Below are 12,823 nucleotides of genomic sequence, written 5' to 3'. Positions count from 1 at the left end.
TGTTACTTGGGAAGCGCAGCGGTAAAGGTCGGCAGCCACTCACGAAGCTCGGGACCGAGATCCTCACGTTCGCACGCGAGCTCAATGCATGCCTTGAGATAGCTGAGCTTGTCACCGGTATCGTAGCGACGGCCGCGGAAGACGACACCGTACACGCCGTAGCCTTCGCCCTCGCCAGCGGCCAGGACCTCCAGCGCATCAGTCAACTGGATCTCTCCGCCGCGCCCCGGAGCTGTCTTCTCCAGGACATCAAACACGGCGGGATGCAGCACGTAACGGCCGATCACAGCAAGGTTGGAGGGAGCCTCTTCCGGGGAAGGCTTCTCCACGAGCTGCTTGATGCGCACGTAGCCTTCTTCGCCGATCTCCTCTACATCCGCGCAGCCGTAGGCGCTGATCTTGGAGGGTTCAACTTCAATGAGGGCCACAACTGACCCACCGGTCTTCTGCTGGACAGCGATCATTTCGCTCAGGAGGTCCTCGCGGGCGTCGATCAGGTCATCACCCAGAAGGACAGCGAAGGGTTCATAGCCCACGTGCTGCTTGGCACGGAGGACTGCGTGGCCCAAACCGTTGGGGTCACCTTGGCGGACGTAGTGAATGTCACCCAGGTTGGTGGCGGACTGAATAGCTTCAAGCTTAGCGGTGTCACCCTTTTCAGCCAGGGTCGCCTCCAGCGCTGGCACGCGGTCAAAGTGATCCTCCAAGGCACGCTTGCTGCGTCCGGTGATCATCAGGACGTCATGCAAGCCAACCTTTACGGCTTCTTCGACGACGTACTGGATGGCCGGCTTGTCAACCACTGGCAGCATTTCCTTCGGCATCGCCTTTGTTGCAGGGAGGAACCTGGTGCCAAGACCCGCTGCGGGGATGACGGCCTTACGGACAGCATTGTTATCAAGAGTCACGGGACTAATGTAACGGAAGGAATACATCAACGGCTAAACCCTCGCCGCACCGTTAGCACATTTGGATCGCGGAACTGATGGCATACGCGGCTTACCAGGACGAACAACACCTCACGATCGGACACAGATGGCATCCAAGGAAGACATCCGCAGTAGCAGGCGCCTGCACCGGCGGACCCTGACTCCGGAACAGATAGCAGAGGCGGGCGAATCCATTGCCGGGCATGGAACAGCGTGGGCTGCGAGGACTTCACCAGGCGCAGGCGCAACGTTTGCCGTCTATGTCGGAGTCGCCTTCGAGCCACCCACCCTGCCCCTGATCACGTCCCTCCATGACGCTGGCCACCGGGTTCTACTGCCCGTTTGCGAGCCGGGCAGGCAGCTGAGCTGGGTCTTCTGGACGCCCGGCACGAACTTTGCCCGATCTGCCTACGCACCCATCGACGAACCTGTTGGCGAACGCCTGGAGAGCTCCGTGATAGCCGGGGCTGCCGGTATTTTCATGCCCGCTACAGCAGTTGACCGGGATGGCAACAGGATCGGCCAGGGCGGCGGCTACTACGACCGCCTGCTCCAGGGTCTGGATGCTTCCGGCCAGCGACCACCCACTATCGCTGTGGTGTACGACGACGATGTGTTGCCTCCGGGTTCGATTCCCGCCGAAGCCTTTGACCGCCCGGTGTGCGAAGTCCTTACCCCTTCCGGCGTCGTCCAGCTCGGCGTCGCATCTGAGGGGTCCTGACTGCATTGTGCCTTTGGGTGAGTTCCGGCACACTCACTGGCACGCTCCCGGAGTCCGGATGATAGAATTGGCACTCAGGCCCTGCGACTGCTAATGCGGATGTTCTCCGCCGACGCTGCACAGGACCTGAACTTTGTCCTGAAGGAGGATTTCAGTGCCCACATACGCATACGCCTGCAAAGACTGCGACCATGCCTTTGACATCGTCCAGTCGTTCTCTGACAGCTCCCTGACAGAGTGCCCCGAGTGCAAAGGTTCGCTTCGCAAGAAGTTCAACAGCGTTGGCGTCGTCTTCAAGGGCTCCGGCTTCTACCGGACTGATTCCCGCGATTCCAAGGGCAGCACGGTTTCCGCCGCTCCGGCAGCGTCCCCTGCTCCTGCCGCCGCTCCGGCACCGGCAGCAGCAGCGAGCTAGGACTCTTCCTTTTCCACATACGGCCTCAAGCTACTGTCAGGCCGTCCGGTCTGCTGGCTAACGTGGCGGCATGCCACAGAAGTCCCGTAGCGCGCTCCTTGCCCGCGCTGAACGCTCAGCATCAGCTGCCATGCCTCGGCCTCCCGTCGCGAATTCCCGTCCGCCAGGAACCGTTTATCGGGGCAAACCCTTCTCCCGGGGCAAACCCTTCAAGCGCGTTGCGCGCCGGAACCCGGTTCAGGCATCACGCTCTTGGATTGCACGCAATCGTCGGCTGACAGTGGCACTCCTGCTGTGCCTCGCCACTGGCATCGCAGTCCAACAGATGACTCCGCAGTCCCAACTGCGGGTCAATGTACTGGTCGCAGCCCGAGACCTTCCAACGGGCACCAGCCTCACCGAATCCGACTTTGCGAATGTAGCTGTAGCCCCGGAGCTGGCTGTCTCCGGATCCGTAACAGACGCGGGAGTCCTGGTTGGACGCCAGCTCGCGTCGCCACTCGGCAAAGGGCAGATCCCTGCTGAATCCAACCTCCTGGGACCTGGGCTGCTCACGGGAGCCCCCTTGGGCTCGGCAGCAGTCCCGCTACGGATGGCTGACCCCTCGTCCATTCAGCTGCTCTCCCCCGGCCAGCTCGTAACGGTGGTGCTCACGTCAGCGGGTTCCTACGACGAGCCCAAACAAAGCGAGGTACTGGCCGGCCCCGTTCCCGTCCTCTGGACTTCGGCCCACGGGGGCAAGGCCGGAGAATGGCTCGGGACAAGCGACACCGAGGGGCTGGTAGTGGTGGCAGCCGATCCCCAGCAAGCAGAAAAGCTTGCCGGCGCGTCAACGCAGGGCAAGCTCTTCTTTGTTTTGGTCAGTCCGTGATCAGCGGAGCAATTGCCGCAGGCAAGTTAGCCCCAATGCGGCGGCTTTTGCTCCTTCAGCCACTGCTCATGATCGTATCCGGGCTCGTCGCCCCACTGCCGGGGATCGTCCTCTGCAGCCTTGGTGGGAAGAATCCCGCCAGTGCCGGGCTTGGACGCGGACGCCTTGGACCCGGCTCTTTCCTCCGGAGCGGCATCGACCTGTGCGCCGGACTCAGCGGCTGCGTCGTCCGTGCCGGTTTCCTGTTCCATCTGTGGTGCTTCTTTCCCGTTCTCTATGACGTTGTTCGCGTGGCCCGCAGCATCGTGGACTTCGCCCTCCGCCTGCCCGGCCGAACTGTGGGCGTAGCTTGGCTGCCCTTTATCCAATGTCAATTGTTCAACATCCATGTCCAGGAAACCATGCTGGGGGGAAGCAGGCCTCGGGATGTGGTTCTCCAGCCCGAGGTAGGATCCAATCCGATCTGCACAGGACGAGGGATCCGTAAAGACCTCGATCGTCCACAGCGACATGTAACGCCAGCCCATTCGTTCAAGCAGCTGCGGGCGCAGGCGGCTGCGTTCGCGGACGCTCATGCGCCGGTAGCGTTCCGTTCCGTCGGACTCGATGGCCACGGGAGTAGGGATCTCCGCACCTTCCCGGCCAATCGTATGGACGGGATCCGCTGCGGCAGCGATATCCAGCACGCCATCGTAAAGGTGCCAGACCCTGGCTCCCCGGGCACGCAGGCGTTCACCGAGATCAGCCACCAGGGGATCCTCCCCCAGCGCCTGCTCACTGGCAACAGCGCGGGATGCAGGCGTTCCGAGGTTGCTGTTTCCGGAGAGTTCCCGGTCCAGCAGTTCGTAGAAGTCCACCGCTCCATGAGCCAAGCGGTCAAGGTCCAGATCCTCGGGGCGGAAGCAACTCAGAACGTGCATGGAACGCCGCGCACGGGTCATCGCCAGGGCGAACCGGTTCCGGCCACCTTCAACGGACAATGGGCCGAACGAATGCAGGGCACGGCCGTGGGGAGTACGCCCGTAACCCAGCGAGAAGATCACGTGATCCCGCACCAAACCTTGGGCGCGCTCGAGGTCCACTACACGGAAAGATTCCGGACCGGCTCCAAAGAATGCGGACAGCAACGAATGGTTGGGCAACTGAAGCCTGATGGCCTCGCCAATACGGGCGGCGTGACGCAGGCTGGCCGTCACCACGGCCAAAGACGTCCGGGGCCGCAGCCTGGCGTGCTCAAAAACCAGGTCCACCACGCGGTTGACCTCGGCGGTGACCGACTCGACGCCCTCGTGGTCGGCACCCGGGAGCCCGGTGCCATCGGGAATGTACTCCACATGAATGGAACGATCCAGGCCGGTGACCGAGTTGCCGTCCGGCAGCCTGCGCAGGCCGCCGTCGTAGTAGTTCTTGCTCAGCTGGAGGATCAGGTCCTCATCCACAGCCCGGTAGACCCAGTTCAGCTGCCACGTAGGCAGCACCCGGGCCAAAGCCTTATAGGCGCTGTCCACGTTCTCATGGCTGGCAACTCCAGCTACTGGAGGCTCCACAGCCACACTGAAGGTGCGGGCATTGGCAATTTTTGCATCACCGAAAGCCACTACCTGCGGCGCCCGGGCTATCGCGGGAAGCACTGCCTGCAGTGAGGTCGACTCTGCGTCGATGACCACCACAGAGTCAAACTTCTGCTCGGCCGGAAGAACGCCGGTCAGCAGATACGGGCTGACGGACCACACCGGAACCAGGAGGGGTACGAGGTCGGGCGCTTGGGCGCTGAGCGCCGGCAAGGTAACCCGGCCGTCCTTCAGCAACGCCTTGAGGAGCTCAGCCTGCCTGGGGTGCTCCAGGAGGCCCTGCCGCCACTTCTGGGCCAACTGCCACCGCAGCCGCGCGGCTCCACTGGCAATGTGTGCTTGGTCCGCCAACCGGTACTCGGCTTCGAGGCGCCGCAAGGAGTCGCCGTCAGACATGGCAAGGTAGTCGTCCCCGCTGATCATGGCTTCCAAAGCGGACTGCCACCAGGCAAGGTCCAATTCCGCAGCAACAGAGGACGCAGGAACTTCACGGGCAGCCAAATCGGACAGCAACTCGCCCAAGCCGTGCTCGCGCATTTCCTCGATCAGGAGTGTGCGCTCGGGAAGAGTTTCCAAGGTAGAAGTGTCTGCAACAAGCCGTTCCAGCCGCTCCATCAACTCCAGATACGGGGTCCCATGCAGCGAACCTCCCGCGCCTGTGTGCTTCAGGGCATCACCCAAGCGATGTAGTTCACCGTCCAGTTCCCGGTACAAAGCACCGAGGTCAGCAAGGCCAGAAGGAACGGCAGGGTGACGTTGCGTGGTGGCGTAGCCTGCCCAGAGGGCCCGCTGCTCCTGGACCAGGACCAGTGAACTGTGGAGGTCTGCGATGTGCACACCGGGCCGAACGTACTCTTTGGCTACCCGGCGCAGACGGGACCGCTGCATCGAGGGCATCTCAAGGTTGCGCTCACGGCGCCAAGCGGAGCTCGCGGTGGCGGATATCAGATCATGCACCGGACGGTCGAAGATATCAGGCGTGAACTTGTCCAGGCTCTCCCGAACGGCAATGAGCAGTTCGAGCTGGGCGCCCCACTCCGTGAACGTTTCCCCCAAACGAATTTCGGCGTGATCGGACAACTGCTTCATCCGGTCCCGCAGCACCGGCAGCTTCTCTTCTGCCAAACGGGCTAGCTGCTGGGCTTCCTCAGTCTCCTTGCGGGTGACCAGCCGTGCCCCATACCAAGGGCTGGAAGTGGACGCCCGGCTGAAACTGCCCAGTTCGGCAGCGCGACGCAAACGGCCCGCGAGTTCCTCACGGTCCTTAATGTTGTCCAGGACGCTGCGCTTCAAGCGGACCGTCGTTGAGGGCGCGGGGTGGATTGACGTCAGCTCAGCAAGCGATTGCATGGCCTGGTAAGGAGAGCATCCCCAGCGCTCCCGGACGTTATGCAGCGAGGCCACATGGTCCATGAGTGCATGGCGGTGACCGGTCAGAGTCTGGTGCAGGTTGCCCAACTGCGGTTCGAGTGCTTTCTCGTTCCGCATGATGGCCCGGACCAACTGCCCCTTAAGCTGCTGCGGCGTGGTTCCGTTGCCAGGGCGGAACAGCATCGATTCAAGGCCGAGTGATTCCAAATGGGCGGAAAGGCCTGCGAGGCTGGACTGCCTGTCCCCTACCACGAGCACGGATTTGCCTGCGCTGACCAACGCACCTATGGCATTAATGGCAGTCTGTGTCTGGCCGCTCCCGGGTGGGGTACTGACCACCAGTGAGTCACCGGCGCGAACAGCATCCACCACGTACTGCTGGTCCGTGTCGGCGTCGAGCAAGAGAAGTTCATCAGCCGGATCGCGGACATCAAGGCTGGGGAACCTGCCCGCCTTGATGGCCTCGGGCTCAATGTCGCCGCCGTTCGCTGCCAACGACAGAGCCGCGACTGTGGGGTTGTTCGTATTGATCCAAGGATCGTCGAGATTGCCCGACAGGTCGGCGAGCGTGGTCACCAGCAGGTTGAACTCAACATCGGCACCGTGGATTGGCTGCACGAGCGTGGACAGACGATCCAGCACCGGCTGGGGATCGAACCTCGCGGTGTTGTAGGCCATCCTCGCTACCGCGTTGACATCAAAGACGATGCCGTGGACGGTCTTGAGGTGACGCACCAGCGCCGGGTTCATGCGTGCTTGCTCGGTCAGCTGGAGTTCGAAGTCGTCCTCACCGGGCCTGACCGTCAGGACAATGGAGGTGAGCATCACAGGCGCGGAAACTCGCTGAGGCTTGCCGCCCACCGCCGACGTCCACACAACGGTACCGGCGGACAAATAGCCGGCTTCGATACCGCGGTCATTGCTGAGCTCAAAAATCTTGGACCGGATGTTGCGCGCTGCGCGGGCCGCCACCAGGTACTGTTGCCGATCCCTGATCAGGGTAGAGAGGCGTGTTCGGCGGCCTGCCAGCAACTGGGCAAGCCCGGACGGGTGCGCGTTGCTGAGGTCGATGGCCCCTTCGGGCGTCTTGACGAAGCGCAGCATCGTGTCCGCCCCGGTGACGGGCTTAAGACCAGACAGCCATTTACGGAGCTCTTCGGAGCCCTCTTCCTGGCCTTGACCTACTGACACAACTTCTGCCTTCTTTTCTGTACTAGCTTTAGACGCCTTGGACCATACCGGCATACTTTCGAGGGTAGCGGGAATACGCGGTCAGCCCGTTCCGCAACGCTGTTCCGACCCGAAATTCGCCGTCATTTCACAGGTGCCTGCCGTTTTTCACGGATCGAGCACACCTGAGGACTTCAAGCAAAGTGGCCGGCTTCCAGAGGAAGCCGGCCACTCAGAATGCTATTCCCACTCGATGGTTCCCGGTGGCTTGCTGGTGACGTCCAGTACCACGCGGTTCACTCCATCCACCTCATTGGTGATGCGGTTGGAGATCCGGGCCAGGAGGTCGTAGGGCAACCGCGACCAGTCTGCCGTCATGGCGTCTTCGGAAGACACCGGACGCAGAACGATGGGGTGACCGTAGGTCCGGCCATCGCCCTGAACGCCAACGCTGCGAACGTCTGCCAGAAGCACCACGGGCATCTGCCAGACGTCGTTGTCCAAGCCAGCGGCGGTCAGCTCTGCGCGGGCAATGGCATCAGCCTTGCGCAGCAGGTCCAGGCGTTCCTTGGTCACTTCGCCCACGATGCGGATACCCAGGCCGGGACCCGGGAACGGCTGGCGGCCGACGATTTCCTGCGGCAGGCCCAACTGGGCGCCAACCGCACGGACCTCGTCCTTGAACAGGGCACGCAGTGGCTCGACGAGCTCGAACTGCAGATCCTCCGGGAGCCCGCCCACGTTGTGGTGGCTCTTGATGTTGGCTGCGCCCTCACCACCGCCGGATTCGACGACATCAGGGTACAGGGTGCCCTGGACCAGGAACTTGATCTTTTCACCCTCGGCGGCGGCCTGGGCGATGATAGCCCGCTCCGCTTCCTCGAAGGCACGAATGAATTCGCGGCCGATGATCTTGCGCTTGGTTTCGGGATCGCTGACGCCGGCGAGGGCCGACTGGAAGCGTTCCTGCTCGTTGGCAACGTACAGGTTGACACCAGTGGCGGCTACGAAGTCGCGTTCAACCTGCTCGGCTTCGCCTTCACGGAGGAGACCGTGATCCACGAAGACACAGGTCAGCTGGTCGCCGACGGCGCGCTGGACAAGAGCGGCAGCTACTGCAGAGTCGACACCGCCGGAAAGACCGCAGATGACCTTGGAGTCGCCGATCTGCTGGCGAATACGGTCCACCTGCTCTTCCAGGATGTTCCCCGTGGTCCAGTTGGGGCTCAGGCCCGCACCCTTGAACAGGAAGTTCTCCAGCACATGCTGGCCATGGACGGAATGCTTCACTTCGGGGTGCCACTGCACGCCGTAGAGACGCTTCTGCTCGTTGGCGAAAGCAGCGACCGGCGCACCTGCCGTGGAAGCGAGGACCTCGAAGCCCTCAGGAGCCTCATGGACGGAGTCGCCGTGGCTCATCCAGGTGTTCTGGGAAGCGGGAACGCCATCAAGAATGGAGCGGGCATCCCCCACAACCAGGGCTTCGGTGGCGCCGTACTCCCGGAGGCCCGTCTGGGCCACCTTGCCGCCCAGTGCGTTGGCCATGGCCTGGAAGCCGTAGCAGATACCGAAAACGGGCACCCCGGCTTCGAAGAGGTCGGCGCCTACGCTCGGGGCGCCCTCGGCGTAAACGCTGGAGGGCCCTCCAGAGAGAATGATGGCTGCCGGGTTTTTGGCCAGAAGCTGCTCGGTGGTGAAGGTATGCGGAACAATTTCCGAATACACATTCGCTTCGCGGACGCGGCGGGCAATCAGCTGCGCGTACTGGGCACCGTAGTCAACAACCAGCACCGGCTTCTGGGAAGTCTGGGGTGCGGTGGGAGTAGTCACCAGACAAGACTACTTGGCCTGGCCACCCCCATGCACGTTGACGAGGACGGCCAAGGGCCAAAAGAGGCCTCGCCGTTAGGCATCTCACAGTGGAAGGCCTTCGGGGCCTAGTAACGCTTGGATGCCTGGGGGTTGGCTGCAAGTTCCGCTTCCACCTGTGCGTGGAATTTCTTCTCGACGATGAAGGACAACAGAGGGATGACGCCGCCCAGCGCCAAGAGGATCATCTTGGAGAACGGCCACCGCATGAGTGACCAGAGGCGGAAGTTGGAAACGAGGTAAACCACATACATCCAGCCGTGCACAATCAGCACCGATGTGGAGATGTTGAACCCTCCGATGACTCCCTTGGGTTCGGATTCTGCAAACCCGAAGCCGAACGGTTGGCCGGTGACGGCACTGGTACCGCCGGCGAAGAGGGAGACGCCGAAGACGTAGCGCGCGATCAATTCAGCGCACAGCAGCAGGAGCATCGCACCGGTGAGGTAGGCCATGACTTTGTAGAACTTCAACGCGGAACGGATTTGGGCTTCCGTTCCGCCGAATCGCCGCTTCTTAGTCTTGGGACCTGATTGCTCGGGCTGGATAGCCGGCTTTGGCTCGATCATTGCTGCACCTTTTGTTCTGGCTGTGGGCTTGTTGGTTCTGTACTGGCCCCGGGGTCTACCGGCTCGTCCTCTAAGTCGTCGTCCTCGAACTCATCGTCTTCGAGATCGCGCCGGTAGTCGTCCTTCACCAGCCGCCACCAGATGAAAATCGAGAAACCGGCAAAGACAACCCATTCCACCGCGTAGAAAAGGTTCAGCCAATTGACCTGCTCAGCAGGGGGCTGCGGCGGGATATTGAGGGCCTTGACGTTGTCGCCGAGGGAAATGGGCGAGCCGCCGGCAATTTCGGACGTCGCCGCAACGAACCCCGGATAGCTGGAGACTTCCCACTTGTTGATGAGTTCCGCTGCGGAGACCGCAGACGCGCGGCCCGGACCGGCGTCGACGTTTGGAACCGGCGCTTCAGAAGGGATGAGGCGGCCGGTCAGCGTAATGGTTCCCGACGGCGGCGGGCCGGCTTGGGAGGCTTCGGCCACCCAGCCGCGGGCCACAGGGATCCATGTCTGCGGCGAGGCACCGACGCCTTTCAGCGTCGGAGCGGCGTCTACCGCGAATGCCGAGACGATCCAGAAGCCCTTTTGGTTGTTGTAGAGGCGCCCCTCGACAAGGACCTGCTTGCCGGGATCGTAGCTTCCCGTGGCGCTGACCATCTGGTCCGAGACCGAGCCGGGGAAGAATTGCCCTGGCTTCAAGACCTCCACCAGCGGTTTGACTTCCTCGATGCTGGAAGGCACAGGGGGCTCGTGTTGGGCGGACCGGCTGAGCTGCCACTGACTGAGCAGCACAAACACCCCGGACAACAGAAGCGCAAAGACCAGTCCTGCGATCCAGCGGGGTTTCAACGCGGTTTTCAACACCCCTTAACCGTACTTCGTCCTGCTGTAGAACAACGAAACGGGGGTAAAGGGCCTGCCCAAATCTTTTAGTGGTCGAAGAAGACCAGACTGGAGTTGATGAGTTCGGAGATAACCTCGGGATCATGCGCCCGCCGAAGCGACTCCCGGAACGACTCCTTGGACAGGGAGCGCGCCAACGTGGCCAGGACCTCAAGGTGGTCCGAGAATGAGCTGGCAGGGGTGGCGATGAGGAGGATCAGAGTGGCTGGCCCATCAGTTGCCCCGAAGTCCAGCGCGTGGCCGAATTTGGTCACGCCCACTGCGATGGAAATCCTGTCTACAAACTCGCTGCGCGCGTGCGGCAGCCCAATGCCCCCCGGGAGTCCCGTGGCGAGCTGGTGCTCCCGCGAATGAACCTGCTCCAGGAAGCCCTCAAGATTGGTAATCCTGCCGGCTTGGTGGAGCTTGCGGGCAAGCTGGGCAGCAGCGTCGATCTTGTCCCGGGCGACAAGCTCGAGGATGACAGTATCCGGGGTTGTCAGTTCCGCGTCATACCGATCAAGTGGTTCAGCCAAGTCGTGTTCCCTCCAGTGTGGCCTCCCGGCCGCATTACCCTGAGCTGGTCAGCGAAGGGGAACGATGTCATCCACTCCCATGCGCGCGGCATCTGCCGATTCATCATCGGGTTGCTGCTGACTGAGTCGTTCAGCTTCCACACGCGCCAGGTAGTGCTTGATTTCGCTTTCGCGCTGAGTCTCGCTCCAGCCAAGGATTTCTCCCATCAGCTTAGCTACTACGGGCGCAGCAGACACACCCCGGTCCCACGCTTCGATGGAAATTCGCGTCCGGCGGGTCAAAACGTCGTCAACGTGACGGGCGCCTTCGTGGGTTGTCGCATACACAACCTCCGCTGCAAGGTAATCGTCGGCGCCGGGAAGCGGCTCTCCCAGTTCCGGTCGGCCGGAGATGATGTCCAGGACTTCGGGTGTCATTGAACCGAAGCGGTTGAGCAAGTGCTCCACGCGTGCAACGTGAACGCCGGCTTGTTCTGCCGACCTGCCGCGACGGTTCCAGGCTGCCTTGAATCCCTCGGCGCCGAGCAGCGGAATGGTGTCGGTGCAGCTGGACGGAACACGTTCGTCCATGGCTCTGGTTGCCTCATCCACAGCATCCTTGGCCATGATCCGGTAGGTGGTGTATTTTCCGCCGGCTACCACCACAAGTCCCGGGACGGGGTGTGCAACCACGTGCTCACGGGACAATTTTGCGGTGGAATCGTTATCGCCCGCCAGGAGCGGACGGAGCCCTGCATAGACCCCTTCCACATCCTCCCGGGTCAGCGGACGCTTGAGTACCTTGTTGACGTGCTCCAGGACATAGTCGATGTCCTTGCTGGACGCTGCCGGGTGCGCCTTGTCCAGCTTCCAATCAGTGTCCGTGGTCCCAATAATCCAGTGCCGCCCCCAAGGGATCACGAAGAGTACGGATTTCTCAGTGCGCAGGATCAGCCCCACCGTGGACTGGAAACGGTCGCGCGGAACCACGAGGTGGATGCCCTTGGATGCCCTGACCTTCAACTGGCCACGGTCTGTGACCATCGCTTGCGTTTCGTCGGTCCACACCCCGGTTGCGTTGACTACTTGCTTGGCCCTGACCTCGAAGACGCTGCCGTCCTCCTGGTTTTCCACCTTGGCCCCGACCACGCGTTCGCCCTCGCGGAGGAAATCAACCACCCGTACCCGGTTGGCGGCGTACGCACCGTAATGCGCGGCGGTCCTCACCAGGTTGACCACCAGTCTGGCGTCATCCACTTGGGCATCGTAGTAGCGGATGGAGCCGACGAAAGCGTCATCCTTAAGGCTGGGGGCCGCCCGCAGCGTTCCACGCCTGAAGAGGTGCTTGTGCATCGGGACTCCCCGACTGTGCCCGGATGTCAGTCCCAAGGTGTCGTACAGCATGATGCCCGCCCCGACGTAGGGACGCTCCCAGAAACGGCGGGTCAGCGGGTAGAGGAAGGGCACCGGGCGAACCAAATGCGGGGCGATCTGCTGAATGAGCAGTCCCCGCTCCTGGAGTGCTTCCTGGACCAGACCGAAGTCGAGCATCTCCAGGTACCGGAGGCCGCCGTGAATGAGCTTGGAGGACCGGGACGAGGTACCTGATGCCCAGTCCCTGGCCTCCACAATGCCCACTGTAAGGCCACGGGTCACGGCATCAAGTGCAGCCCCTGCCCCCACGACGCCGCCGCCGACAATCAGGATGTCGAGCTCCTTACCGGCCTCGGCAGTGGCTTTCAGGACGTCGATCGACGCGGCTCGGAATTCCGGGCTCAGTGCTCCCGGGGAACTCACTTGCGGACCGCCTGCGACATTGCTCATCGGACCCCTCCTCAAACGCAACAGCTGGTAGTCCCCTACCCTACTTGTTGCCCGCCGCCTTGGGCAGGGCCATTCTCAGAGAGACCCAACCCGCCAGGACAGAGAGGCCATGCCACTGAAGTG

General features: G+C 62.3%; 10 protein-coding genes. 3 read left to right on the top strand and 7 right to left on the bottom strand.

Annotation, left to right across the window (positions count from 1 at the left end; translation table 11 throughout):
• Positions 1-2: 2 nt before the first annotated feature.
• Positions 3-935, bottom strand: coding sequence for a UTP--glucose-1-phosphate uridylyltransferase GalU (gene galU / locus BMY91_RS02815; RefSeq protein WP_175538562.1), 933 nt, complete (start codon positions 933-935; stop codon positions 3-5).
• Positions 936-1,035: 100 nt separating this feature from the next.
• Here galU and BMY91_RS02810 point away from each other — a divergent pair, with 100 nt between their 5' ends.
• From BMY91_RS02810 to BMY91_RS02800, 3 genes are all read left to right on the top strand, one after another.
• Positions 1,036-1,650, top strand: coding sequence for a 5-formyltetrahydrofolate cyclo-ligase (locus BMY91_RS02810; RefSeq protein ID WP_090817949.1), 615 nt, complete (start codon positions 1,036-1,038; stop codon positions 1,648-1,650).
• A gap of 154 nt (positions 1,651-1,804) precedes the next feature.
• A complete protein-coding gene (locus tag BMY91_RS02805; RefSeq protein ID WP_090817945.1) occupies positions 1,805-2,065 on the top strand; it encodes an FmdB family zinc ribbon protein in 261 nt (86 codons plus the stop codon).
• A gap of 70 nt (positions 2,066-2,135) precedes the next feature.
• Positions 2,136-2,936, top strand: a complete 801-nt coding sequence (locus BMY91_RS02800; protein WP_090817942.1) for an RcpC/CpaB family pilus assembly protein — start codon at positions 2,136-2,138, stop codon at positions 2,934-2,936.
• Between the two features lie 26 nt (positions 2,937-2,962).
• Here BMY91_RS02800 and BMY91_RS02795 read toward each other — a convergent pair whose 3' ends face one another.
• From BMY91_RS02795 to BMY91_RS02770, 6 genes are all read right to left on the bottom strand, one after another.
• Positions 2,963-7,123: a DUF4011 domain-containing protein gene (locus tag BMY91_RS02795; protein ID WP_090817939.1), complete on the bottom strand. Its 4,161-nt coding sequence runs from the start codon at positions 7,121-7,123 to the stop codon at positions 2,963-2,965.
• Between the two features lie 165 nt (positions 7,124-7,288).
• Complete coding sequence (gene guaA / locus BMY91_RS02790; RefSeq protein WP_090817937.1) at positions 7,289-8,878, bottom strand: glutamine-hydrolyzing GMP synthase; 1,590 nt, start codon at positions 8,876-8,878, stop codon at positions 7,289-7,291.
• A gap of 107 nt (positions 8,879-8,985) precedes the next feature.
• Positions 8,986-9,486: a DUF3817 domain-containing protein gene (locus BMY91_RS02785; protein ID WP_090817933.1), complete on the bottom strand. Its 501-nt coding sequence runs from the start codon at positions 9,484-9,486 to the stop codon at positions 8,986-8,988.
• A complete protein-coding gene (locus BMY91_RS02780; protein ID WP_090817930.1) occupies positions 9,483-10,343 on the bottom strand; it encodes an SURF1 family protein in 861 nt (286 codons plus the stop codon). Before BMY91_RS02780 ends, BMY91_RS02785 begins: the two co-directional genes overlap by 4 nt.
• Before the next feature lie 65 nt (positions 10,344-10,408).
• Positions 10,409-10,897 carry a PTS sugar transporter subunit IIA gene (locus BMY91_RS02775; RefSeq protein ID WP_090817927.1) on the bottom strand — a complete coding sequence of 163 codons (489 nt, stop codon included), beginning with the start codon at positions 10,895-10,897 and terminating at the stop codon, positions 10,409-10,411.
• A 48-nt stretch (positions 10,898-10,945) separates the two neighbouring features.
• Positions 10,946-12,700: a glycerol-3-phosphate dehydrogenase/oxidase gene (locus tag BMY91_RS02770; protein WP_090817924.1), complete on the bottom strand. Its 1,755-nt coding sequence runs from the start codon at positions 12,698-12,700 to the stop codon at positions 10,946-10,948.
• Positions 12,701-12,823 lie beyond the last annotated feature (123 nt).

It is taken from the genome of Arthrobacter sp. yr096, from assembly GCF_900108925.1.
Lineage (GTDB): Bacteria > Actinomycetota > Actinomycetes > Actinomycetales > Micrococcaceae > Arthrobacter.
This window is presented reverse-complemented; position numbering and strand designations above follow the sequence as displayed.